We start from the raw sequence: 24794 nt of genomic DNA on the forward strand, positions 1-24794 counted from the left end.
GAATTGGTAGACGCACCAGATTTAGGTTCTGGCGCCGCAAGGTGTGAGAGTTCGAGTCTCTCCAGCCCCACCATTTTCGGATAGTGATAAAAGTTCTCAAACCTATACTAGACCTGCTTTCGAGCAGGTTTTTTTATGTCTGCAATTTGAGTCTAATCCCACGATGGGATAGACCGTGGGATTGCACAGAACTGACCTATCACCCGCAAACCTTGTGTTTATTCGCGTACAGCGCCTTAACTTCTACATCCCATATATTTTAGCGTGGGATTGAGTATAAATATTCGTCATATCTCGTCATTTAAAACATCTAATTATCTGCCCTGCCCCTAGTTACGCTAAAGCCACCGCCAGGATCGTCATGGTCGTCGAAAACCACGTTTTTTTATCGTGGGCGAGGCGGGGCTTCGATTGCGTTTTTTGAAAGCCAAAAAAATCCGCTCGATTTAGAGCGGATATATTGATCTTAAAATTGGTTATTAATCTTCTTTCAGTAGTGAATAGTCTTTGAATCTGATGACTTCTTCACCTAGCCAATCATTAATCTGTAGCATGGTCTGCTGCAGTGGCATAAGTTCATTGACTGCGAAAACTCTGGCTGCTTTGATTAGATCACCAAAGCCTGCCGCATTCGTCGGCGACGCTCCCATCAGTTGAGGTGGTACTCGATGAGCAGCTGCAATATCTATTCGACTCGCTTCTTTGATTTTAAAGAAGTCATCATTGGCACTGACTTCACTGATCGGCAAGATTTGGATTCCATCCTTTTTACCGTTGGGCGAATACATAAATAGGTTACGAAAGTTACCGGGGCCTTTGCTGTCTTTCAAAGCTTTACGGATTGCATCAATGTCTTCTTTATTCGTTGCTGGATCATTGATGTATAAGATGTAACCCGCATGACTACCATTCAAGTAATACTTACGGCGGAATAATGTGGCTGATTCATCAAGCCAAGCAGCATTGAGTGCTGATAAATACTCTGGGGCGCCGTACACTTCTTGATTAATATCAGGCTCTATAATATGACAGATATTCTCTGCTTTGTACTTATGGGGTTCGGCCCAGCTATGCGTGGCAAAGTAGTAGCTTTCGCCATCAGTACCCACACGCATGTACTTACCTAATGGTACGTTTAGCTTCATAGTTTTTTTGGATCTTGACTGTACTCGCTCAACGTATGCGTTGCCAAACGTCAAATGATCTAGTGCAAGCTTACTGAAATCACGATGTGATAGTAGAGGATGCGGTATAAAAGTACTGGCTAAGATATTACGCTTAACAAAGATCGCACTACTATGATGTGGCGATGCTCTCATGGTTTTAGACAAAGCATCTGGATCGTACGGCGGCGCATACCATAGTTGATGATTGTGACATTCACCCCAGTACAGACTTTGCCACTGCTCCATAACTGGTATTGGATCGCCAAACGTGAAAGCCTCCATACCAGGCATATCTACTGCATCAAGGTTTTCAGTTTCATTCATTAATATATCTCCAGTGCGGATTCGTCTTCACCTTGAGCGATCGCTAAAGGTTCTCTATGTAGTGCGTGCATTAATGCCCATGCTAGATCCGCATGGCCAGTGTCTTCATTGCGATCGGCCTTGTAAGTCACTGCCCTTTCGCTATTGGTAATTGTTTTATGAATCGATGTGAAAGCCCCTACTACATCAGTCCATTCGTGATCAAAGGACAGACGGCCCTTCTTGATAACGTCTTTAGTCTTCAGAACAAACTGCTGTTTGAGCTCTGGGCTATAGTGTAGTTTGACGGCTTGCGGGTAGAACTTAATCACTGACTGATAAACACCAATGCCAAGGCCGGTCACATCAATCGCTATATATTCAACGTTATATTTCTCCGTCATCTCTCTGATGACGTTCGCCTGTGCTTCAAAGTCTGGGTTTTTAAACTGCAAACGCTCTATGCCGCGTATCATGCCATTTGGTGTGCTTGGTGCTGCTAATATCACAAGTCCCGCGCTGTCACGGCTCAATGATGGATCATAGCCAAGCCATACTGGCTGATTACCAAGTGGCCTTGGCGTGTAAGGCTTCCAGTCATCCCATATCTCTAACGTATCGACCATGCATGACTGTAGTTCGCTGACACTGAAAGCGGACAACGTGTCATCAATAAATTCACACATCAGCAAGTTATTAAACTCGTCCTCGCTGTATTCCATCCGCAAGTCATCAATATCAAATAAATCACATCCACCTTTCATCGCGTCATACACATTGACGATTTGACGCCATTGCTTATCACCGCACACTTTCCCATTTTTTAGGTTATGCGGCGTCACATCTATTTCGATGCGATCGTCACCTTTACGGCCCCGGTTATACAGTTGGCCAGTCCAAAATTTATATGCTTGATGTTGCTTGGATGATGGCGTCGATATGTATGTCTGACGCCATTTTTTGTGCATGGCCATTCCTGATGCAACTTTTCTGAATTCAATAAACTTATGAATCCAGAAATATTCGTCCATGTAGACATTGCCGTGATACGACTGTGCAGTGCGGCTATTGGTGCCTAAGAAATATAAGGTCGCGCTGTAGTCTTTTTCGGGCCCTTCTATATTTAACGTGATCGGATCACCGGTCAGTTCTATCCCTGCAGTTTCCATCGCCCATGCAATGATGTATTCGCGGAATACACGAGCCTGAGCCTTGGATGCTGATAAAAATATTTGATTACGGCCAGTCTCAATGGCATCAAGAAAAGCTTCACGCGCAAAGTACCAGGTTGCACCAATTTGGCGCGACTTTAATAAGTTACGAATACGGTTGGTCAGACCTGCGCTGTACCAAACCTTTTGATAATCAAACAAGCAATCTCTGAATGAGTCTTTGAATTTATCGATGTCATCTATTTGTATGACGTTTGAAGGGTTTTTTTGTCCTGCTTTGCGCCCACGGTTGGATAGGTTGGGATTGAGATCCGACTGTTTGCCAGACTCTTTATATTTATGGATCTTGGCCATTCTCTCTACTTGACGACCAAGCAGATCAATCTCTTTGAAGTCTTTACCAGTCTTATCGTCCTTGTTAATCAGCTGAACCATACGCGCTTCGAGCGTGGACTCTACTCGATCTAGAGGCTTTGCCTCATCCCAGCCGTCTGATTTTTTCCATCCATCTACGGTCGTGCGCGGCGTACTGACCATTTCTGCAATCGCGCTGATACTCCAACCTTGCCAATAGAGACCACGGGCAACAGTTTTTGGATTTTCGCCAGTCGGTAGGGTGATAAGGGCAGACATGAACGCAGCTCATAAGTGTATGACGCTACTTTCCTTTAGTAGAGCAGTTTAATCATTACTGTTTGTGGTGGATTGTCCTGATACACCGTCTTTGCTTTTGTTTTTGCCTATCACAATAGGTCAAAGTAAAGCTTTGAAATTACGACCCCTAAACTCCCTTTATTTAAATCATGGACCGTCTATGACTACCAAGACTTTTCGAGTTGCACGAGCTGGCCAAACTACAGACGGCCGTGAAATCACTCGTGACCACATTACTCAAATGGCCGCTGGCTATAATCCAGAAGTATACGGCGCACGGGTGAATTTAGAACATTACCGTGCAATGTTCCCAAACTCTGATTTTCGCTGTTATGGCGATGTGATATCGCTATCGACTGAAGAAGTTGATGATCATTTATATCTATTGGCAGAAGTTGATCCAACCCCTGAACTAATCGCACTCGCCAAGTCGAAGCAAAAAGTATATTTCTCTATTGAGTTCTATCCAGAATTTGCTGATACCAAAGAAGCCTATATGGTTGGTTTAGCTTGTACCGATAGTCCTGCCTCACTTGGCACCAGCTATATGAAGTTTTGCCAACAGCATCCAGATGAAAGCCCTTTATCTGCTCGCAAACAAAACCCTGACACTTACATTTCCACAGCGGAAAGCGCTTGGGAATATAAAGAAGAGCCAAAATCAGTCTTTGCAACTGTCAAAGATATGTTTGCCGCCCCTGTCATACCTAAAACAGACAAAGATAAAGATCTGGCCACCGCACAAGCTTTTGCTGAACTGCCGGCAACCATCAAAAGCTTCCAAGATGTTATGCAAACAATGGCAAGTTCTATTGACACGATCAACGCTTCTGTTGGGCATTTAAACACGACGGTATCTGATTTTGCTGAAAAGCAAAACGAAGTTGAAACGTCTTTGAAGAGCGTGCAAGACAATCTTGATAATACGCCTGAAGATAATTACACCCAGCGTCCAGCTGCTACCGGCTCATCTGATTACGTCAAATCTGACTGCTAATACTACCTAATAGCAATACTTAACTGACTACTACACACATTAGGACATCACTATATGAAAACTATTACCCGTCAACAGTTTAATGGCTATTTGGCAAATCAAGCACAGCTGAACGGTGTACCCAATGCGACTGATCAATATACTGTCGTGCCATCAGTCCAACAAAAAGTTGAAGTGCGAATCCAAGAATCTAGCGAGTTCTTGAAAAAGATTAATATCATCCCTGTAACTGATCAAAAAGGTGAGGCACTTGGTCTAGGTATCAGCGGTGGTATCGCAAGCCGTACCAATACTAAAAGTGGCAAACGCCGCGACCCTAAAAACGTTGGCGAAGTTGGTCTTATTTATACTTACGTCTGTGAACAAACTAACTTTGACACAGCGATTAACTATAGCAAGCTTGACGCTTGGGCCCGTGTCCCTGAGTTCCAAGAGAAAATCCGCGATGCAGTCGTCAAGCAGCAAGGTCTTGATCGCATTACGATTGGCTTTAATGGCACCGAAGTCGCCGCCGATACTGATATCGAAGCAAACCCACTATTGCAAGATGTGAATATTGGCTGGTTAGAGAAATGGCGTACCAAAGCACCTGAATCAGTCATGACAGAATCAGAAGTCGGTACAGGTCAAGTTTCTGTTGGTGCTAGTGCTGAACACTACAAAAACCTTGATGCGCTAGTCAAAGATTGCCGTAATCAGTTGATTGATCCTATCGTCCGTGATGACAGTGCGTTACGTGTCATTTTAGGTCGAGACCTGCATGATTCGCGTGACTTTAATATGGTCAACGACAACAACACGCCAAGCGAAGTCATCGCAGTAAACAGCCTATTAATGCTCGATAAGGTCGGTGGCGTGCAAATTGAGTCTACCCCTCCGAACTTCCCAGCTGATGCCATACTGATTACTCCATTAGACAACTTATCTATCTACTATCAAGATGAAAGCCGCCGTCGCCATCATAAAGATGAGCCTGAGTATGATCGTGTCGCATTCTACGAGTCAGACAACGAAGCTTATGTTGTTGAAGACTACAAAGCCGGTTGCTTAATCGAAAACGTTGTACTTGTATAAATGTTTGAACTTCTGATTAATCGGTGGCAGTTGGCTACTGCCCGGTTGCATAAAATGTTATTGAGCTTGGCAGACTCAATGCGATTGGCACTGATTAATTTAGAACAAGCATGTGAGCGCAATACTATTCTGTTAGCTACGATTGATAAGGAAAATAAAATGTGGCCATCAAGTATCTTGGATTTACACGCACATTGGAGGCTTATCCCTCATAACTCACGTAACAACCGACGCACTAAAAAGAAGCGTTAACGTCTGGCTGAAGGATGGGACGGATAAAATTTAACGAAGGATGGGAATTATGACTAATAAAACAACACCAGCGGCTCGACACCGTCAGAAGGCTCTATCACAAAAAGAAGTAACCAATATCACTGCGGGACCCAATCAAGCCTATCGCATGTTGCAACTAAAATTGCGTGAAGATAAGCAGGCGTTAAAGTCTAAGCAATCTATCCAAGCCAAAATTGAGCTGAAGCGCGATTTGGTCGGTCATTATGACGAATGGATCAACGCAACTTTATCAGCTGGCAAAGGTGATCAAGATAATCTCTTGACGACCTTGATGTTATGGCATATCGACATCGGTAACTTTGGTCCTGCGCTTGATATCGCTGAATACGCGATGAAGCATGATTTGAAAATGCCAGACGCGCATCAACGTACACTCGCTACTGTCGTCGCTGAAGAGATTGCTGATACTGCTAAAAAATTAGCAACCAGCAATGAAATCGATGATGAGCAAATCGCTCAAGTACTACGCGCATCCACTATTACCGCTGATGCTGACATGCCTGACCAGGTACGCGCAAAGCTATCACGCCAAGTCGGTGAATTGATGGAGGCTATCAATCCAGTATTTGCATTAGATAACTTTCAAAATGCGCTGAAGTTTGACGAAAATAGCGGCGTGAAAGGCTCAATCAAACGCCTTGAGAAACAGCTTAAAGAAAAAGCGGTACCAGAGTCAGAATTGGTACCAGGACCAGTTAAAGAAAAAGCGGTACCGGAAGAAGAAAAAGCGGTACCAGAACCAAATTTGTCTGAGCAATCGGACGAAAACAACTCGTAGCCGCGAGCCGAGGCGGCTCATTGACGCATTCAGTTGATACTGCATATGACTGATATGACCACCGCCTCAACCTATTTTATTTTTCTTATCAATACTTGGAGTTGTTATGGGTTTTAGTGCTGTCAATCCAGTCGTAGATAACATAGTAATTACTCCTGCATTTATGCCTGATATTTCTGTCAAAGACTTCGCTGACGCAATGAAGCTCGACGGCACAGTAACACCAGCGCGAATGAAATATGCGTTGACTGATTCTGCAAATAGCGTCTGTCGTGAGTTAAAAGCTTGGACGGCCAATGCGCTACACCAGCACGGCTCTCTTACTTTAGAAGATTACGACCTGACTAATGATACAGACAAGTGTTTTAGCTTCAAAAAGGCCGTCTATAACTTAGCAAAGGCACAACTGACTGAACACTATCGTGACTATGACACAGGCAAAGATGCTACTGCTCGTACTAAAGAGCTCACGCCGCAAATCGATACGTGCTATCGCAATGCACGCAATGCCATTGCTGATATCAAAGATGAGCCGCATTCAACCATTGAGCTTATCTGATGCGTGTTGTATCGACATTGCAAGGCGACACAGTAGATTTGATCTGCTTACGCTATTTCAGCTTCACTGGCGGCGTTACTGAACAAGTTATGGATCTCAATCCACATCTGGTTGGTTACGATCTTGTACTTCCTACCGGCGTTGATATTCAATTGCCAGACGCGCCCGAACGTACACAAAAGCAGGTCATTCAATTATGGACGTAACTCAAATTCAGGTATTAACGATTGATGATGTTATGAGTAACCATCTGCAATGGTTGTTGATTACTTTGCCTGTTATCTGGGCTGCTGCTGGTGGCGCTTGCATCCGTCTATTGTTGATCCGCGCTGAGCCTTTTTGGATGCGATCTCAAAATGCGACTGCGGGTGTATTGCTTGCAGTGATGCTATCGGATATTACTGCAAAACTATTGACGGGTGGCAACTATGCCACTGGCTACGCAATCATTTATGGCATGGTCGGACGAGAATTGTTTGTCACATTTTATGACTTCGTGAATGACAATGTACGGCCCCTTCTAATGGCTGCTTTGCGTCATTTTTTCCCTTTTTTATTCAAAGATAAACCAGCCAACGAGGCGGACAATCATGATCATTCTTGAGACGTTATCGACTTTATCTATCATTGTCATTGCCATCGTTTGTGCTCTGACAATCATTAAATATCATCGCGAGCTTGGCTCACTGGTTACGCTCACTATTTTATTTTTTGCATTGAGCTGTGTCGGCTTGGCATTTGATGAGACCACTGGTCGGGACGGTGTGTGGGCCCTACCAATATTTCGTATGCTTGCTGCTGCTGCAACCGCTACTACTTATTTTAAATTACGAGCCTTTTGGGCGCGTTATGGCGTGTTTATTAGCGCTATTAATCAATCAAAAAAGGATAATCTTGTATGAGCACTACCCAACCGATGACACTGATTGACTGTGATTATAAAGTCGCTGCTCGCCGCTTACGTTGTGATGAATCTGCCATCCGTGCTGTTAGTGACGTAGAGTCACGCGGTGCTGGGTTCTTATTTGATAAAGATGATAATCAATGGCGCATTAAAATATTGTTTGAGCGCCACATCATGTATCGATTGCTAGACAAAAAATTTGGCCGTGAAAAGGCACTTGATCATGTTCGTACTACTCCCGATGTAGTCAACAATCGTAGTGGCGGCTATAGTGGCGGCACTGCTGAACACGACCGATTAAAGAAAGCGCGTCGCATTGATAAAGACCTAGGCTTAGAGTCAGCCAGTTGGGGCGCATTCCAAATTATGGGCTTTCATTGGCAGCGACTGGGCTATAAATCTGCTGTTGATTATGTTCTCACACTATCAAAAGGTGAGCCCGAACAACTCGATGCTTTCTGCCGATTTATCGAAACTGATCATCGCTTGTTAAATGCTATCCGTACTGGTGATTGGGCGCTATTTGCTGAAGTTTACAATGGTCGCGACTATAAAAAGAACAATTACGATACTAAAATGCGTGATCGCAAGAAATACTGGGATAAAGAGCTTGCCGCATGATATTTGATGACAGCCTACGCCAATTTTTAACTGATAAAGTCGAGTTCTTTGCCCAGAATCCCGACCGGTTAATTATTAGCGTAGAAAAAGGATCTCTAAAATGGACTGGTCAATCATTGAGCCATCGTCAACATTATCAATTGCTGGTCGAGGTTGATGAGTTCCCTGAGAGCATTGACGCTAATTTAGTTATTGTCGCTATTTTGGCATGGTATCAAGAGAATCAAGATCCAGTTCCATCATCTGGACCATCACCGATTGAATTTGAATCCTATATATTGAGCAATTACACAACCACTGTAGTCTTTACTATTAAAGTTGAAGAGATTGTCCAGGTATCTACTGATGATAGTGGGCATTACGTGTTCAATGCTTGTCCACGTCCAATTCTACACCCGCCTAAACCTTTACATCATCCAAATCTATAGCCATGAGCGACTTAACTGAACTAGCCACTGCATTACCTGAATGGGCGACCGCAATAGCGAGTCAGCTGGATAATAAGCAGTTAAAAAAAGTCAATCGCACCCTAGCTATGGAAATGCGAGCGGTCAATCGAGAGCGTATCCGCGCACAAACGGATCCTGATGGTAGCGATTTTGTAGATCCATTGAAAGCCTCTAACAACCCCATGTTTCGCGAGCTGACCAAAGCGCGTTATCTTAAATTTAATGCAACCAGTCGCTATGCCCAAATTGGTTTTAAAGGCAGCGCCGCCAAGATAGCACGGGTTCATCACGAGGGCCAACGCAGTACTGTCCGTCCTGATAGCTCTAAGAAATTCCCCTACCCCAAACGAGAGCTGATCGGCATCTCTCGTGCTGACAGACATATCATTATTCGAGTGCTACGCGAGTCACTAACCGCTGATTAATCACTACTATGTTTTTGTGGTGGATTGCTCACTTACACCGTCTTTGCTTTTGCCTCTAATAGCCGTTATGAGTGACGATAACGTCATGAATACATCCCCTATCGAAAACGAGCGCCGGCTCCAAAGTTTTATCAATCGAGGCATTGTCACAGACGTTGATCATGCTAATGCTCGTTGCCGGGTGCAGATAGATGGTCTACAGACTGACTGGCTAAAGTTTTCAGCAGCTCGCATCGGTAAGGTCAAAATTTGGAATCCACCGTGTGTTGGTGAGCAAGTTCTCGTTATTAGCGAGACTGGTGAGCTGTCGACTGGACTGGTAACGACATCGTTTGATTATGATGATCAGCCGATGCCATCCGCCAATGCTGATACGTTTGAGATTCATTGTGATGATGGTGCGACATTTATCTATAACCACGCGACACATAACCTAGGGGTTACTTTACCTGATGATTCTACTACTACGCTTATTTCCAACCGCGTGCAAATATCTGCTCGCGATATTTCTTTTGATTGTAATAACTTTGATGTTAATTGCGAGTCCTATTCTATTGGTTGCCAGTCTTATACCTTGAACGGTCAAACGATTAATCAGAACGGAAAGTTAGTTATCAATGACCAACCGTATTTAGACCACGGTCATAAAAACGTTAAGTCTGGCTCAGACACTACTGGGGGCGTTAATGCTTAATCAAGATAACAACGTCACTGTGATTAATGTCAAAGGCATGTCACGCAGTACTGGTCAGCGTATTGACCAGACCAATCATATCTTACAAAGCGTCCGCGATATATTGATGACGCCTATCGGTAGTCGTGTCATGCGCCGTGATTACGGCTCATTGCTACCATTCTTAATTGACTCACCTATTAATGCCTATTTTATTATGCAGCTTCGCGCCTCCGTCATTCATGCGCTCATGCGCTGGGAAACTCGTGTTACACCAACTCGCATTGAGCTGTTGACTGAAGACCGTACCTCACAAGGCGTGGCCAGTTTGATGATTGAATATCGTTATGTGATTAGCAAAAAGATTGAACGTACTTATCTGTCATTAGGCGGTGCGCTATGAGCCGTATCGACCTATCTGGCCTACCTGCCCCTGATATTTTAACGCCTTTAGATTTTGAAGCAGAGCTTGCCGACCTTAAAGCTGAATTGACAGCCAAAGATCCACAACTTGCCGCTGCATTAACGCTTGAAAGCGAGCCATTGACTAAGATACTTGAGCTTTTTGCTTATCGTCTGATGTCTAAGACCAATCATATCAACCAAACAGCCAAATCAATGCTGCTTGCTTATACCACTGGCACAACGCTTGATCATCTTGCCGCTGGCGTTGGTGTGACTCGTCTATTGGTCAAGCCTGGCAATCCCAATGCTGTCCCGCCGATCCCTGATGTCATGGAATCTGACACGGCCTTACGTCGCCGTGTCCAATTAGAACCTGAACGAGCCTCTGCAGGTAGTAAAGGCGCTTATCTATTTTGGGCACTGTCTGCTGATGGTGATGTTCGTGATGCAAGTGTTGTCACTGCATCCCCTGGTCGCGTGACTGTCTATGTTCAAAGCCATAATAATGCTATCGCTAGCGATGCACTACGTGAACAAGTGAGACTGGCCGTTGATACGGATGAGCGCCGGCCTTTTACCGATAGCGTGCGTATTGCAGCTGGTCAACCAGAGGATTGGAGCCTACAAGCGGAACTGACACTCTATCCGGGCCCAGATAAAGACGTGGTGATTGCTGCAGCCCGTGCACAGCTTGATAAATATATCGAGCAAGTACGCTACTTAGGTTATGACGTCACGTTATCTGGTTTATATCACGCCTTACATCAAGCGGGTGTCCAACGTGTCAGCCTTTTACAACCTACTGCTGATATCAGTTTGCCAGATGGCAAATATGCCAACTGTATCGACGTGACGATCAGTGCTGTGGAGTACCGTGATGTCTAATGCGCTACTACCAAAAAACAGCACCAAGCTTGAGCAAGCGCTTGATACTCAAACTCAGCGCATTGATGCGTTACCTGTTACTTTTGCCAGTCTGATCGATGCTGATAGCTGCCCTGATGATTTTTTACCGTGGCTTGCTTGGTCACGCCGCGTCGAGTACTGGGATGGTCAATGGCCAGAGTCAAAAAAGCGTGATGTGGTGAAAGGCGCACGGGATTTTAACGCGCAGCGCGGTACTAAAGACACGCTGACGCAAGCGATGCAAAACCTAGGCATAGGTCATAGTTTGCTTGCATGGCATGAGCTATATCCAAAAGGCACGCCTTATACATTTACAGTAAAAATCACTAGCGGTCGCGTGAGCGTCCAACAGCAACAAGAGATCTATACCGCGCTGGACAGCGTTAAATCTGCCCGTGATCAGTTCTCTATTGATGCCAGTGTGGTCAATGGCTCGCAATTTTATGTTGCCGGCGCTTGTCGGACTGGCAATGTCACTTATCTATCAACTCCAAACGCTTAGGTAACTATTTAGGTAACAATAATGGCCAACTACTATGTATTACTCACTGACTATGGCAAGTCATTTATTGCCAATGCCCAAGCTGGTTCACAGCTGGCATTAACGGATGTGGTATTAGGTGATGCTAATGATCAGCCATATCTACCTGATTCGCGTTTGACTCAGACTAGCCTGGTGAATCAAAGAGCAAAAGTAGCCGTAACCTCTATCAAGATCGTCAATGACACGACGGCTGAAGTATCTGCAGTTGTCCCGTCCACTGTAGGCGGCTTTAACCTGCATGAAGTTGGGATTACAGATAGCACCGGCAAGCTTGTCTATGTAGGTAACTTCCACGGTGGCTATCGTCCAACGCTCACTGAAGGCGCTGGCGGTGACATGGAGCTTATATTTACGATTACTGCAGACAACCTTGCGACTGTTGTCATTGAAATGGACGGCAACGTGGTCCTCGCTACTCGGGATTGGGTTGCCGACCGTTTTGCTTTGAAGTCTTTAGTGAGTGAACTACACGATATTATCAATCAATTACAGGATGAGCTTATGGCTACCCAGTTTGAAGTGCTTTCAGGTCGTATCAAAAAGATAGAAGATGGCATTGCAGGGCTTTTAGATTTACAGCCGTATAAAGTCGGCGATATCTACCAGACCACCCTCAATCATTCAGACGCGTCTGCTGTCGCGACCCATCATGGCTATGGTACATGGGAGCGATTTGCGGAAGGTCGTACGCTAGTCGGACTATCTAAAAAAGCAAGCGATCCTAGCGACTATAAAACTATCGGCAATGAGTTTGGTGAAAACGAGCACACGCTGACGATTGAAGAGTCGGCAAGTCACGGTCATACGTTGGGCATATCCACTAGAACCAAAATTGCTCATGATGATTCACAGGAAACTGATAGAGCTGTCGACACCACGGGTATCTATGAGACTGGTTACATAGATGAGGCAGGTGGCGACCAGCCGCACAATAACATTCAGCCATCAAAAGTGGTCGGCAAGTGGTTACGTACTGCTTAAAACACTATTTATTTTAGACAAAAACAAGGATCTAGACCATGGCATTAACTACTTACCATCACGGTGTCACTGCTACTGAGACCAGTAATATCACGCCAATTATCAAGTCCGTCAGCACGAGCACGATAGCACTTATCAGTATTAGCGCTGACGCTGATGACACAGCCTACCCTCTTGATACACCAGTACTACTGACTGGTATTACCACGACTGATGTCACTAACGCAGGTAGCGATGATCAGTTATTGCATCAATGCTTACGCACCATTAAATCTATCCAGAATACGACTGTTGTTGTTCTGCGAGTATCTGAGCCGGTCGATCTGACGACAGTAGATACGCTACTGAGCTGCCAATCTCGCCTTGGTGTGACCCCAAAGATCTTGATCGCACCTGAAATTGATACGCCAGATATGACACGTAAGCTGATTGAGATCGCTCAGAAGCGTCGGGCCTTTGTATATGCGTCGCCGAGAGCTGAAGACGGTACGTTGATTACGGTCAAAGAAGATATTGCCACTTATCGCGATACGTTCGCTGCTCGTGAGTTGATGCTGATTGAAGGGGCTTTTGGTGAGCCGGTTGCGCCGGGAAAGTAACACGGCGGCTATGGGCAAGTAAGCCATACCCCGTACTTGTAGAAAAAGAAGATGCTTACCAGCCCAGAGTTAAGCCGTTAAACATCACGCTAAAACAGATACTAAAAGACACAACGATTGACAGTGATGCGTACCAGCCAAGCGTTAAGCCGCTCGATATTACATTACGCTCACTGCTTATGAATAAAAATATTGATGACAATGACGCGTATATGCCGTCAGCAAAACCATTAGATATTATCCTGAAGTCGCTAATCATGAGCAAGAATATCGACGATGACGCATATCAACCAAGCGTTCAGCCACTAGATATCACACTCAAGCGCGTATTGATTGAGCACAACGTATATGACAGTGACGCGTATATGCCGTCAGTAAAACCATTAGATATTACGTTAAAAGTAGGAGCATAAAATGCACGTAGGTATAGCAGGAGAAGTTCGCTGCGTTGTCACCAAAGCAGACGGAACAGTAAAAACTGATACTGGCTTCCAAAAAAATTTAGTTCTTAACCAAGGGTTAAACTTTCTTGGCGGTGGAAAAGGGGACAGTATTTTTGCTCGCTGTGTTATCGGTAGCGGTAACAGTACCCCAGCAGCAACCCAAACGGCATTAGACTCTTTTGTAGCAAGTGCAACCGGCTCAAAAAATGCGTCTAAATATGGCTATGCTGACGATGGTACGAATACTTATAAAACTAGCGTAACTTATAAATATTCTTTTGGTAATCTGGATAATGTAAACGTGACAGAAGCAGGGCTAGCTAGTCAAGGTTCAACAGCTAGTAATATATATTTGTGTACTAGAGTGCTTATTAAAGACTCCAGCGGGCAACCTACGTCTGTCACTATTCTAGCTGGCGAAATTTTAGAAATTTATTATAAAGTATGGCGAGTAGTAAGCACCTTAGACGCTAGCCACACAGTAAACCTAAATAATACTAACGGTGACACAGTTCCATATAACGTAGTTGTGCGTTTGGCATCAGTAGGCCGAGCAGCATGGGAAAAGGTAGGCGAACCCATAGCAGATTTTGATAAATACGTTGCATGGAGTGAAGAAGACTTGCAACCACTCACAACCGCGGGGCCGTCAACTTCAGGAAATAGATCTAATACTGTTATGAGTTTAAGATCCTACGCTGACGGTAGTCTAAAAAGGGTCCTAGACTTAAAATTCAAAATTGAAGATGCGAACATACCTATACGGACGGTAAATATAGCAGCATATGAACGGTTTACTTTTTTCTTGTCTCAAATACGCTTTGGCAGCGTAGCAGACGATAGCCCTATCACCAAAACAAATCAAGATACGCTTACTATCCCGCTAGAATTTAGTTGGGGACGCTATGAGGGTGACTTGTAATGTTGCCCGACAATACGCTGACTGAGCTTGATAGAGCATCATTCTTGCCACCACGCAATAAGTCACAGACAGCGACAAAGTGCTGGGAGCTGGGCGGTATCGCGCTATCTGATACCAGTGAGCCTATGCAGTACTACTGGTACGGCTACGTCAAAGGTAAAGCTATTTACCTACAGCGTAGCGGCGTTGAGCCAATCGCAGTATTAGCGTTTGCGGGTGATGTCACTGAGATGAGCTTTAGTTTTGATCAGAATATGCGCCCAACGATTGCATACGTCGAAAATGGCGTTGCTAAGTTGTATTGGTATGACTCAAGCGCGGCTAAAAACGTGGTGACACTCTATCCCAATATCACCAATCCGCGCTTGTCGCTTGATGATAAGCGTAAGTTTAACATCGGTAACAGCGACATTATTTTTGCGTATGTGAGTGATCACAATCGTTTGTGCTACCGCTTACAGCGCGAGCGTTACGGTGCTGAGCATGTACTGCTAACTGATACTACGAAGTCAAACGATGATCCGTTGACGTTATCTACGATTGGTATGAGCACTTCAAACCGATTTCTATTCCTAACCAATTAATAAGGGAAAATTATGGCCCAAGTAACCCCAATCATCGCAGTAGCCGCAGCTCTACGCGCCCACCTAGACAAGACGCACCAGTACAGCTTCGTCAAGTCGCTGTCTAATGTCGCCATCGATACTGTTAGTGGTATCAAATATCCGCGTACCTGGGATCTAGAAGACCCAGATACTGAGGTCGGATACCTAAACGCCAATGACGTGACCAGCCTGATTCAGCATAACGGCTTTAGATTTTGGGGCAGTCATACTTGCTCTGATCAGCCTGAGTATATGTTTGAGCCAGTCGTGCGTACCTCGCAGTTTTTGCTCGATACTATTATCAATGGCTGCTTTCAGTTCATTGATCAGCCGCTATCACCAACAACCGTCCGTGACGTCATTCGTGCCATCAATGCCAAGCTGCAGGAGATGGTTAATTTCGGATATTTAATTGGTGCAAAGTGCTGGTACAACAACGAGCTAAACAGCGAAACGTTGCTCATGCAAGGCAAGCTATATCTAGATTATGACTTTACCCCAGTGCCTAATCTCGAAAACCTTAACTTGAATCAGACGATCACTGATACATACCTGGTCAACTTTGCCGACTTGGTAGCAGCAGCGGCCTAATAGCCACCTGACGACCCTATTACTAAAAAGGAAACCCTATGTTACCTCGTAAATTAAAGAACTTCATGGCCTACAAAGGCCTTGGTAACCAAAAGCGCTATCAAGGTCAGATCCCAGAGATTGAGCTGCCCAAACTGACTCGCGTGCTCGAAGAGTATCGCGCTGGTGGTATGGATATGCCGGTCAAGGTGGACTTGGGCCAAGAAGCCATGGAGATGACCATTAAGTGCGGTGGTCATGAAGCAGATTTGTACCGCGACTTTGCACGTGCTGGTATTGATAAGGTCGTCTTGTCTTATTCAGGTGCCTATCAGCGTGATGATGACTGCAGTGTGTCAGCGGTCGATATCTATTGCCGTGGTCGCTTAGAAGAGATCGACCCTGGTAGCGCCAAGCTAGGCGACGACACAGAAGAGTCATTCAAGTATTCATTGGCGTATTACAAGCTGGTCGTAGACGGTGAAGACATCATTGAAATTGATGCAATGGCGATGAAGTGTATCGTTAATGGTGAAGACCGACTAAAAGAGATCCGTGAAGCAATGGGAATGTTTACCACCGTCTAAACTGATCATACAAATTAAGTGGCCAAACCAGACACCTATTTGATTAAAAAACTTATTAAAACGACTAATTAAGGATACACCATGAGCAACGTAGAAATGCCGACTATCGAACTAGACTACCCTATCATTCGCGGTACTGGCGACAAGCAAAAAGAGATTAAAGAATTTACCTTGCGTCGTCCGATGGGTGGTGACTTGCGTGGCCAATCGTTAATCGATATTTCAATGGCCAAAGTCGATGCCCTAGCCGTGGTACTTCCTCGTATCAGCAACCCGGTTATTCATGAGCATGAAGTTAAAAATATGGATGCCGCTGATTTGATGGATGTGGGGTTAACTATTGCAGGTTTTTTTACCAAAGCGAAACATCAGTTGCAAGCCGAAACCGCAGCTATCCCAACCGCGTAGAAGACTGCATGGCAGATATCGCACTGGTGTTCGGCTGGACACCAGAAGCGATGTATCACATGACTATCGAAGAGCTTGCTGATTGGCGTGAACGAGCGCGTATCCGTAATAACCCTGATGAATGATAGTTTGGTTCCTTCACGAATGAGGGAACCAAGACAAAATCAGAATCATTGATATCAACAATAAAGTGGGCGCAAATACATGGCAGACCTAAGCTTTCGAGCACAGATAGAACTTATCGACCGCATGACTGCACCCATGCGCTCACTCAGTAGCCAAGCTGATCGCTTAGGTCGTCAGTTTGGTGAGACAGCACAAGCAGCGCGTAAACTTCAGTCACAGCAAGGCTTGATCAATAGCTTCAGACAACAAAAACAAGCGCTAGCTGATACATCAGAGGCCGCTGTTCGTAGCCGTGCCCGATTACAGCAATTAGAGCAGCAAATGCGGGATACGGTCAATCCTAGTGCCTCATTGGTACGTCAGTTCGAGGCGGCTGGTCGTGAGTCTCAACGCCTCAATACTCGCCTTGATAGTCAACGGCAGCATTTACAACAGCTACGTGGTCGTCTATCAGATGCAGGAATAGATACTCGTCGACTATCCGACCATGAGCGTGACCTTGCTCGCAACATTGAACGCACCAATCAGCAGCTGGCAGAACAGCGCCGACGGATGCAACAAGTTCGACAGCTTGAACGGCAATCACAGCAAATGGGTGATATGCGTAACAAGGCTGTGGGAATGGCCGTAGGTGGTGCAGCTGCAACCTATGCCGGTGCACAATTCATTCAACCAGGGTTAGATCTCGAACAGAATATGAGTAAGGTTCAAGCGTTAACACGACTGGACAAAAACAGCCCTCAGTACAAAGCATTAGAACAGCAAGCCAAGCAGTTGGGTGCAACAACCCAGTTTACGTCAGCAGATGCAGCAGCTGGTCAGTCGTTCTTAGCAATGGCGGGTTTTACCCCTCAGTCTATCAAAGCCGCGATGCCGGGAATGCTTGATTTGGCAATGGCAGGTGGTATTGAATTGGATCGCACCGCTGATATTGCTTCAAATATTCTATCAGGCATGAAGCTTGATGCCTCACAAATGGGACAAGTTGGTGATGTATTGTCTGCTGCATTTACCCGTGCAAACCTAAACGTCGAAATGCTGGGCGAAACCATGAAATATGCCGCACCTGGTGCAGCTGGACTAGGCGTTAGCTTAGAAGAAGTTGCAGCAATGGCAGGTAAACTTGGCGATGCTGGTATGCAAGGCTCAATGGGTGGTACAGCATTACGTTCAATTATGTTGCGTTTAGCATCACCGCCTAAAGCTGCTGGTGATGCCCTAAGTGATTTAGGGATTCAAGTAGCAGATGCTGAAGGCAATATGCGTAAAATGCCCGATCTACTGACTGAGTTGTACGAAAAAACAAAAAATATGGGTAACCTTCAGCGCACAGAAATTTTGGCAGACATTGCAGGTGTAGAAGCCAGTAATGCAATGAATGAATTGGTTTCACGCGCCGGTAGTGGTGAACTACAAAATCTTATTGCAGACTTGCAAGGGTCACAAGGAGAGCTGGCAAACTTATCCGGTACGATGAGTGATAATACCGTTGGTGACTGGAAAGAGATGACCAGTGGTATTGATGCCTTTCGTACTGCTATTTTTGATGCCAATGGCGGTGCGCTACGAGAGTTTATCCAGTCAATTACGGAAATGGTCGGACGAATGACTGCCTTTGCCAATGCTCATCCACAGCTGATGTCAGTACTAGGGACATTGTTCGCAACTTTAGCCATTGGTGCAGTCGTCATTGGTGGTCTGGGCGCGATCATGCTAACCATCTTGGGCCCTATGGCACTACTACGTGCATCACTGATCACGATGGGACTACCAACGACACTGACACCGTTGGGGTTATTGGCCAAGGCATTCGGTATGATTGGTGGTGCTGTCAGAGCATTGACGCTCACACTAATGGCCAACCCTATTTTGGCACTTTGCCTAGCATTAGCAGTACTGGCTTTTACCATTTATAAGAACTGGGACACTCTAGGGCCGATGTTTGCGGCGCTGTGGGAACGTATCAAAGCCATATTTAATACAGGTATTCAGGCGCTTAGATCCTTCATATCTAACTTTAGTCCCGTCAGTGCCTTTACGGCAGCGTTTTCTACCGTTTGGGGTTACTTGGCTGGACTGAGTGCGACCTTCAGGCAGTACGGCGCCAATATGCTCGAAGGACTGAAAAACGGCATCTTGGGCAGGGCGCAAGCGGTTATCAATTCAATCAGCAATATCGTTGGACGTATCAAGGGTGCATTTACGGGTTCAAAAGGAATGGACATTCACAGCCCTAGCCGAGTATTTGACAGCTATGGCGGTTATATGATGCAAGGCTTGGGACGTGGCATATTATCCAATGCTGGCATCCCCGTCAGTGCCACCAAATCTATCGCTGGTCAAATCAATGATTATGCCCCTATCAGTATCGATAGCCGAAAATCTATATTGCCGCCTCGTGGTCAGTCTAGTATGGCGATGATGGGCGGCATGAGCAGTGGCAATATAACCATCAACATCAATGGCGCAACCGATCCGCAATCCGTAGCTCGTGAAGTTCAGCGCGTATTGGCTGGTGAGCAACGCAATCAAATGGCGCGTCAGCGTAGTCGCTTATCTGATATTGATTAAGGGCATATAAGGATTAATTTATGTTAGCCAGTTTAGGATTGTTCGTATTTGAGACCACCAGCGCCGCATTTGATGAGCTATCGCGCAAATCTGGTTATCGTTTTGGTACCGGCAACGCTGTCGGTACCAGACCGCATATGCAATATATTGGTCAAGATAATGATGACGTATCACTGTCTGGCACGCTCTATCCAGAAATAACTAGTGGCATCGTCTCATTAGATGAGTTGCGAGACATGGCTGCAACCGGTAAGACTTACGCGCTCATGAATGGCAATGGTTACTATTACGGCATGTGCTATATAACTGACATCAGCGAGACTCAATCACACTTGTTGTCAGATGGCACTGCTCGAAAAATTAGCTTTAGCCTATCGCTAAAACTGGCAGATGATAGCGAGCGTGAACAAGTAGCCATCTTAGATCAGGATCGAGCAAACGTATGACAACACTATTCAAACTCACAATCGAAGGTATTGATCGCACCGCGCAAGTTGAGAAGCGTCTGATTAGTCTATCGATGACAGACAAGCGTGGTACTGAAGCGGATGAGCTGTCACTGACACTATCTGATCATGACGCGGCTCTACCCTTACCTACTAATGGTAATGAGATAAGGCTATGGCTCGCGATGCCTGATACTGGTGATATGATAGACAAAGGTACATTTACCATTGACCAAGCCGAGCACAGCGGGACACCTGACCAGTTGCAGATACGCGCCAAGTCAGCCGATTTCAAGTCATCATTGAAGGTAAAGCGCAGTGACAGCTACCATCAGCACAAGCTTGGTGAAATAGCGTCGAGTGTGGCCAAACGTCATGACTTGATATTAACCATTGATAATACAGTGTCAGCAATAATGATCGATCATATCGATCAGCACCGTGAGAGTGATATCAATCTATTGACCAGGCTTTGTGATGACCATGATTTGATGTGTACGATTAAGGCTGGACGGCTGATTATCAAACCGATTGCCAATGCAAGATCACCTTCAGGGGCGGCATTGGGAACAGTCACTATCACTCGTCAGTCTGGGGACAGTCATCGTTATAGTCGCGCCGATCGTACAAGCGACTATGACGAGACGACATCGAGCTATCATGATGATAAAACTGGTAAGACTAAGCATATCAGCGTCAAAGACGGTAAGTCCAAACCAATGGATGCCCTACCCAATGACAAGTCTCATGTACTGACTAAACCCGCTAAGAGTAAATCAGAGGCAGTATCCAAGGCAAAAGCTAGCGCCAACAAAAAAGCCCGCCAAGTGGCGAGCTTTGATTTGACGTTAGCAGTAGCACGTCCTGATATTATTGCTGATAGCCCTGCGACTGTGCGAGGCTTTAGACCATATATCGATGAGCATCAATGGACGGTCGTAGAAGTGACACATGACCTATCTGGTAGTGGTTATAGTACTGGTATTAAGTGTGAGGCTGGGTTGTCTTAATACATGTGATGTCATAATATAATGTACTACCAAACAACAGGAAGATAAATTATGCTAGCTTTTGCAAAAATACAAGACGATATAATCAACTTAACTGATGTTAGTTGTATATCTAGAATAGGCAGTCATATAGAAGTTCATTTTCTAAGCGTGAAAAGTTCTAAAATATATTCTTTTGATAGTGATGATGACGCTAGGGGCACGATGAATGGAGTTATGCAGAGTATGAAACTGCTCAAAATTGCACATTAGTTACTACCAAAAATTAAGAAGACAATCCACAGCCTAGAACAAGAACCCTGTTATCAGTCCCAATCTAACCCTTCACGATAGACACACCAACCAAAGGGCAAATCTTTGACTGGTGTGGCGTTCTGAAAAAAATGATCAAGCCAAAGCGTCATCCATGTTTCGTTTTGCTGTTCCATAATATTTCTAACCTTTCAAGTCTATATGAATGAAGCAAATTCCATTATTGCATTGGCCGGTAGCTGGATACCCTCCCACTGGTTTACTACGGTATTTGCCACCATTCGACAAGTACATAACGGCATCCGCACCCTCACGACCTGCCATGGCCCTAGCCAGTTTATAAGCATCGTTTAAACTTTGTTGACTGTATTCAGTAGTTTTAGGTTCATCTGAATACATGTACCAGTTTAACGAGATATTGTTTGGACTATGAGAAAACCAAGCTGATAAAGGGCTTTCGTCATTCATGATGTAAAGTTTCTTAGGCTCACCTTCAGTATCAACAGAGTCTTCTACTTCAGCTGGTTCCAATCCTGCACTAGCCAAAATAGCTTTACCATCAAGCATGCCCACATTTTCAACAGGCTCACTTAAGTCATCTTGATACCATAAAACCTGGTTCTCTGCCGTTGAGTTATCTTCAGGCGCTTTAACCTCAATTGCGCCATTCTCATGCGCCTGATACTCATCCAATGCCAGACCTGTATTAGCAGCTGCTTCGTCGACATCTATAACCTGCGGCTTAGGTTCACTGCACCCAATAGTGACAAATGTTAGTAGACCTATGAAGGAGAATTTTTTCAAACCAATATTCATCATGCTTGACCTATAAGTTCATTTGAAATTAAATATATTGTAAATACGTTCATTTGACTGTATTATTAAAACCGTACCACATTAACACACTTTCAATTAGCTATAGGATACCACCAAATGATGAATAGACCTAACACCACTCAGCAGATCAACACTTACATCAGTAGTCAACAATTACTATATCGTCATTTGCAATTATTTGAGCGCATAAAAAAGGCAAACCGCACTCGCCAAAGTAACCGGTCTGCCTTTAACAACAATGAAATCAACCTAACTAAAGTTAATTCCTTTAACCAAATAACTCATGGAGTTAATTAGTATGTCACAGTATAACACAGCACAAGAAACTACCGCTAAAGCTAAAACACTCACCAAAGCTGACAATCGCGGTGACTACATAATGAAAGGCGATACTAGTGAAAATCACGAGAGCATCATACGCAATTTATTTAATGCGCTATTTGTCAGCGAACGTCAGCATAGTATCAAAGCTGACCATACGCCTACTCATCCAACAATGATGACACTTGATATCTATCAGGTACAGCAGCTCATACAGTCACACTGTGGCAAACTTATTACGCATATGGAAATTGTTGATGCACTCTACGATTTAGAAGAACCAAAGCTGCTACAACCTTCGAAAATCGCTTTTAATTCTGAGTTGGATGGTAAAAGAATTGATGCAATACGTTTAGAGTATGGTCATTTTAACAAGGCAATTCCAATAGAAAAATCTAAGACAGACGAGATTGCGCTCGAACTATCCCAAGTTACTTTTAACCACACAGCAGACGAGATAGACAAATGCGATGCCAGTCGGCGGTGGATAGAAAGAGCTATGTACCTTGAGGAAAGCCATATAGAGCAGCAAGATACCATTCAATCTTTGCGAACCATCATCATTGACATGGCAGAGACACTGCACGTAGCAGACCCAAATGCCCGTATCAGCATGACCAGCAGCGACCTACTGGATTTGGTACACAGTCAAAAAGATATGTCAGACAATGCGTTTTAATAGCTCAATAGTATAAGGAACCAGTCCGAGTGACTGGTTTTTTTGTGCCCAGCATTTACTCAATTGCCTCATTTGACTGTATCAATCAACCCCAGTCCTAATGTCGCAAGCGTCTTATAATCATAGTCTTCATTGGCACTTGCCCCAGCTTGTACCAACGCCTCTTCTGCATGATACATCGCACCCAATAGCCTATCTGAAGGGCTTTCTAGATCTAGTATATCGGGTAGATTAATCAATCTCTGATGATACAACGGCATGTCATTATGAGATTTCACATCAAGCGCGATATCCTCTAAACGCTGACCAGTCAAGACATACATTACATCAAACCCAATATTCCATAGCTTAATTAGCAATGATGAAGGCATATCACGCTTGCCTGTCTCATAGTTTTTATATGTTGTTTGAGCAATTCTAATAGTTGGCTCATCATAGACCTCTACTGCCATAAGGCCCAAGCGCTGACGCTCTGCTTCTAATCGTTTGCCTACTTCAATTGACTCCACAGCCTATCCCCTTATATTTTCATTTGAATGCATAATATGATTGCAAATACGTTCATTTGACTGTATTATTAAAACCGTACCACACTAACACACTTTCAATTAGCTATAGGATACCACCAAATGACTGAAACAGCATTACAGGCAACGCCTAAGGGAGAGCTTCCCCATTTGAAAGATGGTAAGCGGAAACCCGTACAGCTACGGCTAACGCCAAGCGAACATGAAGAGCTTGTACACGCAGCTGGTAACGAGGTTCGTTCCATGAGCTATATTGCATACCGACGCTATCAAGCTGGTCTACAGCTAGAACGGTCCAAGCAACACTAAAACCAAACCCAGAAGGAAACCAAACCATGAACCCAAACACCAAAAAACTACGCGATAACCCGATCAAAATCAGTGTCGATCACTACGACTATCAGATATTACTGGCCCATTCCGAGCGCTCAGGTATCGAGATGGCCACACTGGTCAGACAGCTAGCCATGAGCAAGATCCATGATCTGGTATTTCGTGAACAACCTATCGCTATGATACTGCCATCACAAAACACAGTCGAGATGCCATTAGGTCACTTTTGGTCGATGACACAGTCACCCCTCAGTACCTCAGGAGTCACCAGCCATGCCTAACGATGTCTATATTCATCCAACCCTTGCAGAGCGGCGCTTACTTGAACGTAAGGCCGCCGAGCATGGCGTAAGCGTCGATGAGTTTGTTGCTTGGGCATTGAGGCAAGCACTCGCTAAAACAGATAAAGAGTTACAACTCATCGTCAAACACTAAAAGAGGTCTTATATGCGCTGTCCCACCTGCAACTCAACTACTCGTGTGCAACGTACCTACGTCATTACCGAATACTTACGCGACATCATGCATTGCTGTAAGAACGAAAAATGCGGTCATATCTTTGTAACACAGCAAGAGTTCATACGTTCAGTGGTGCTACCAATTGCAGAGCCAGACAGCCCAGTAACCGCCTAACCAAACCAGTTTTCCAAACC

35 protein-coding genes are annotated in these 24794 nt (G+C 44.8%); 30 read left to right on the top strand and 5 right to left on the bottom strand.

Annotation, left to right across the window (positions count from 1 at the left end; all coding sequences use genetic code 11):
- Positions 1 to 479: 479 nt before the first annotated feature.
- Positions 480 to 1490, bottom strand: coding sequence for a phage portal protein (locus ACTXGO_RS01170; RefSeq protein ID WP_443573184.1), 1011 nt, complete (start codon positions 1488 to 1490; stop codon positions 480 to 482).
- Positions 1490 to 3274, bottom strand: coding sequence for a terminase large subunit domain-containing protein (locus tag ACTXGO_RS01175; RefSeq protein WP_443573185.1), 1785 nt, complete (start codon positions 3272 to 3274; stop codon positions 1490 to 1492). Before ACTXGO_RS01175 ends, ACTXGO_RS01170 begins: the two co-directional genes overlap by 1 nt.
- A 181-nt stretch (positions 3275 to 3455) precedes the next feature.
- Between ACTXGO_RS01175 and ACTXGO_RS01180 the strand changes: the two genes are divergently transcribed.
- The 26 genes from ACTXGO_RS01180 to ACTXGO_RS01305 all read left to right on the top strand — a co-directional run bounded on the left by ACTXGO_RS01180 (position 3456) and on the right by ACTXGO_RS01305 (position 21192).
- Positions 3456 to 4292, top strand: coding sequence for a GPO family capsid scaffolding protein (locus ACTXGO_RS01180; protein WP_443573186.1), 837 nt, complete (start codon positions 3456 to 3458; stop codon positions 4290 to 4292).
- A 54-nt stretch (positions 4293 to 4346) separates the two neighbouring features.
- Positions 4347 to 5366, top strand: a complete 1020-nt coding sequence (locus tag ACTXGO_RS01185; RefSeq protein ID WP_286797835.1) for a phage major capsid protein, P2 family — start codon at positions 4347 to 4349, stop codon at positions 5364 to 5366.
- 301 nt (positions 5367 to 5667) lie between these two features.
- Positions 5668 to 6438: a phage terminase small subunit gene (gene gpM, locus ACTXGO_RS01190; RefSeq protein ID WP_443573187.1), complete on the top strand. Its 771-nt coding sequence runs from the start codon at positions 5668 to 5670 to the stop codon at positions 6436 to 6438.
- A gap of 106 nt (positions 6439 to 6544) precedes the next feature.
- Positions 6545 to 6997 carry a head completion/stabilization protein gene (locus tag ACTXGO_RS01195; RefSeq protein ID WP_290176985.1) on the top strand — a complete coding sequence of 151 codons (453 nt, stop codon included), beginning with the start codon at positions 6545 to 6547 and terminating at the stop codon, positions 6995 to 6997.
- The gene (locus ACTXGO_RS01200) at positions 6997 to 7203 is read left to right on the top strand and encodes a tail protein X (RefSeq protein ID WP_093071408.1); all 207 of its coding nucleotides are present in this window, start codon (positions 6997 to 6999) and stop codon (positions 7201 to 7203) included. The genes ACTXGO_RS01195 and ACTXGO_RS01200 overlap by 1 nt, the downstream gene beginning before the upstream one ends.
- Positions 7194 to 7601, top strand: a complete 408-nt coding sequence (locus ACTXGO_RS01205; RefSeq protein ID WP_201512349.1) for a hypothetical protein — start codon at positions 7194 to 7196, stop codon at positions 7599 to 7601. Before ACTXGO_RS01200 ends, ACTXGO_RS01205 begins: the two co-directional genes overlap by 10 nt.
- Positions 7588 to 7899, top strand: a complete 312-nt coding sequence (locus ACTXGO_RS01210; RefSeq protein ID WP_286797829.1) for a hypothetical protein — start codon at positions 7588 to 7590, stop codon at positions 7897 to 7899. The genes ACTXGO_RS01205 and ACTXGO_RS01210 overlap by 14 nt, the downstream gene beginning before the upstream one ends.
- Complete coding sequence (locus ACTXGO_RS01215; protein ID WP_443573188.1) at positions 7896 to 8522, top strand: N-acetylmuramidase family protein; 627 nt, start codon at positions 7896 to 7898, stop codon at positions 8520 to 8522. The genes ACTXGO_RS01210 and ACTXGO_RS01215 overlap by 4 nt, the downstream gene beginning before the upstream one ends.
- Positions 8519 to 8950: a phage tail protein gene (locus ACTXGO_RS01220; protein WP_443573189.1), complete on the top strand. Its 432-nt coding sequence runs from the start codon at positions 8519 to 8521 to the stop codon at positions 8948 to 8950. The genes ACTXGO_RS01215 and ACTXGO_RS01220 overlap by 4 nt, the downstream gene beginning before the upstream one ends.
- Positions 8951 to 8952: 2 nt before the next feature.
- Positions 8953 to 9396, top strand: a complete 444-nt coding sequence (locus ACTXGO_RS01225) for a phage virion morphogenesis protein (RefSeq protein WP_443573190.1) — start codon at positions 8953 to 8955, stop codon at positions 9394 to 9396.
- An 85-nt stretch (positions 9397 to 9481) separates the two neighbouring features.
- Positions 9482 to 10090, top strand: a complete 609-nt coding sequence (locus ACTXGO_RS01230) for a phage baseplate assembly protein V (protein ID WP_443573191.1) — start codon at positions 9482 to 9484, stop codon at positions 10088 to 10090.
- A complete protein-coding gene (locus ACTXGO_RS01235) occupies positions 10083 to 10472 on the top strand; it encodes a GPW/gp25 family protein (protein WP_443573192.1) in 390 nt (129 codons plus the stop codon). The genes ACTXGO_RS01230 and ACTXGO_RS01235 overlap by 8 nt, the downstream gene beginning before the upstream one ends.
- The gene (locus tag ACTXGO_RS01240) at positions 10469 to 11359 is read left to right on the top strand and encodes a baseplate assembly protein (protein ID WP_443573193.1); all 891 of its coding nucleotides are present in this window, start codon (positions 10469 to 10471) and stop codon (positions 11357 to 11359) included. Before ACTXGO_RS01235 ends, ACTXGO_RS01240 begins: the two co-directional genes overlap by 4 nt.
- On the top strand, positions 11352 to 11882 hold the full coding sequence (locus ACTXGO_RS01245; RefSeq protein WP_443573194.1) for a phage tail protein I: 531 nt from the start codon (positions 11352 to 11354) through the stop codon (positions 11880 to 11882). The genes ACTXGO_RS01240 and ACTXGO_RS01245 overlap by 8 nt, the downstream gene beginning before the upstream one ends.
- A 21-nt stretch (positions 11883 to 11903) precedes the next feature.
- Positions 11904 to 12905: a phage tail-collar fiber domain-containing protein gene (locus ACTXGO_RS01250; RefSeq protein WP_443573195.1), complete on the top strand. Its 1002-nt coding sequence runs from the start codon at positions 11904 to 11906 to the stop codon at positions 12903 to 12905.
- Between the two features lie 38 nt (positions 12906 to 12943).
- The gene (locus tag ACTXGO_RS01255; protein ID WP_443573196.1) at positions 12944 to 13504 is read left to right on the top strand and encodes a phage tail sheath protein; all 561 of its coding nucleotides are present in this window, start codon (positions 12944 to 12946) and stop codon (positions 13502 to 13504) included.
- A 179-nt stretch (positions 13505 to 13683) separates the two neighbouring features.
- Positions 13684 to 13917, top strand: coding sequence for a hypothetical protein (locus ACTXGO_RS01260; protein WP_443573197.1), 234 nt, complete (start codon positions 13684 to 13686; stop codon positions 13915 to 13917).
- A 1-nt stretch (position 13918) separates the two neighbouring features.
- Positions 13919 to 14869, top strand: a complete 951-nt coding sequence (locus ACTXGO_RS01265) for a hypothetical protein (RefSeq protein ID WP_443573198.1) — start codon at positions 13919 to 13921, stop codon at positions 14867 to 14869.
- Positions 14869 to 15453: a hypothetical protein gene (locus tag ACTXGO_RS01270; RefSeq protein ID WP_443573199.1), complete on the top strand. Its 585-nt coding sequence runs from the start codon at positions 14869 to 14871 to the stop codon at positions 15451 to 15453. Before ACTXGO_RS01265 ends, ACTXGO_RS01270 begins: the two co-directional genes overlap by 1 nt.
- 12 nt (positions 15454 to 15465) lie before the next feature.
- Complete coding sequence (locus ACTXGO_RS01275) at positions 15466 to 16065, top strand: phage tail sheath C-terminal domain-containing protein (RefSeq protein WP_443573200.1); 600 nt, start codon at positions 15466 to 15468, stop codon at positions 16063 to 16065.
- Positions 16066 to 16103: 38 nt separating this feature from the next.
- The gene (locus ACTXGO_RS01280; protein WP_240365240.1) at positions 16104 to 16631 is read left to right on the top strand and encodes a phage major tail tube protein; all 528 of its coding nucleotides are present in this window, start codon (positions 16104 to 16106) and stop codon (positions 16629 to 16631) included.
- A gap of 81 nt (positions 16632 to 16712) precedes the next feature.
- Positions 16713 to 17039, top strand: a complete 327-nt coding sequence (locus tag ACTXGO_RS01285; protein ID WP_319050022.1) for a phage tail assembly protein — start codon at positions 16713 to 16715, stop codon at positions 17037 to 17039.
- An 8-nt stretch (positions 17040 to 17047) separates the two neighbouring features.
- Positions 17048 to 17164 (top strand): GpE family phage tail protein, encoded by a 117-nt coding sequence (locus tag ACTXGO_RS01290; protein ID WP_286707787.1) that lies wholly within the window; start codon positions 17048 to 17050, stop codon positions 17162 to 17164.
- Between the two features lie 79 nt (positions 17165 to 17243).
- Positions 17244 to 19736 (top strand): phage tail tape measure protein, encoded by a 2493-nt coding sequence (locus ACTXGO_RS01295; RefSeq protein ID WP_443573201.1) that lies wholly within the window; start codon positions 17244 to 17246, stop codon positions 19734 to 19736.
- A gap of 20 nt (positions 19737 to 19756) precedes the next feature.
- Positions 19757 to 20182, top strand: coding sequence for a phage tail protein (locus ACTXGO_RS01300; protein WP_443573202.1), 426 nt, complete (start codon positions 19757 to 19759; stop codon positions 20180 to 20182).
- Entirely contained in the window at positions 20179 to 21192 is a 1014-nt protein-coding gene (locus ACTXGO_RS01305; protein WP_443573203.1) for a contractile injection system protein, VgrG/Pvc8 family, read from the top strand. Before ACTXGO_RS01300 ends, ACTXGO_RS01305 begins: the two co-directional genes overlap by 4 nt.
- A 305-nt stretch (positions 21193 to 21497) precedes the next feature.
- Here the strand turns inward: ACTXGO_RS01305 and ACTXGO_RS01310 are convergent, their stop codons facing one another.
- Both ACTXGO_RS01310 and ACTXGO_RS01315 read right to left on the bottom strand, forming a co-directional pair.
- Positions 21498 to 21620 carry a hypothetical protein gene (locus ACTXGO_RS01310; RefSeq protein ID WP_443573204.1) on the bottom strand — a complete coding sequence of 41 codons (123 nt, stop codon included), beginning with the start codon at positions 21618 to 21620 and terminating at the stop codon, positions 21498 to 21500.
- Between the two features lie 7 nt (positions 21621 to 21627).
- Positions 21628 to 22263 carry a hypothetical protein gene (locus ACTXGO_RS01315; protein WP_443573205.1) on the bottom strand — a complete coding sequence of 212 codons (636 nt, stop codon included), beginning with the start codon at positions 22261 to 22263 and terminating at the stop codon, positions 21628 to 21630.
- 316 nt (positions 22264 to 22579) lie between these two features.
- Between ACTXGO_RS01315 and ACTXGO_RS01320 the strand changes: the two genes are divergently transcribed.
- Positions 22580 to 23281, top strand: coding sequence for a hypothetical protein (locus ACTXGO_RS01320; protein ID WP_443573206.1), 702 nt, complete (start codon positions 22580 to 22582; stop codon positions 23279 to 23281).
- A 68-nt stretch (positions 23282 to 23349) separates the two neighbouring features.
- Here the strand turns inward: ACTXGO_RS01320 and ACTXGO_RS01325 are convergent, their stop codons facing one another.
- A complete protein-coding gene (locus ACTXGO_RS01325) occupies positions 23350 to 23790 on the bottom strand; it encodes a hypothetical protein (RefSeq protein ID WP_443573207.1) in 441 nt (146 codons plus the stop codon).
- Between the two features lie 353 nt (positions 23791 to 24143).
- Here ACTXGO_RS01325 and ACTXGO_RS01330 point away from each other — a divergent pair, with 353 nt between their 5' ends.
- From ACTXGO_RS01330 to ACTXGO_RS01340, 3 genes are read left to right on the top strand one after another with little or no spacing between them, the layout of a single operon-like run.
- The gene (locus tag ACTXGO_RS01330) at positions 24144 to 24422 is read left to right on the top strand and encodes a hypothetical protein (RefSeq protein WP_443573208.1); all 279 of its coding nucleotides are present in this window, start codon (positions 24144 to 24146) and stop codon (positions 24420 to 24422) included.
- Positions 24415 to 24576 carry a hypothetical protein gene (locus ACTXGO_RS01335; protein ID WP_443573209.1) on the top strand — a complete coding sequence of 54 codons (162 nt, stop codon included), beginning with the start codon at positions 24415 to 24417 and terminating at the stop codon, positions 24574 to 24576. Before ACTXGO_RS01330 ends, ACTXGO_RS01335 begins: the two co-directional genes overlap by 8 nt.
- Positions 24577 to 24588: 12 nt before the next feature.
- A complete protein-coding gene (locus tag ACTXGO_RS01340) occupies positions 24589 to 24774 on the top strand; it encodes an ogr/Delta-like zinc finger family protein (protein ID WP_443573210.1) in 186 nt (61 codons plus the stop codon).
- Positions 24775 to 24794: the final 20 nt, after the last annotated feature.

It is taken from the genome of Psychrobacter sp. T6-1 (assembly GCF_052258445.1).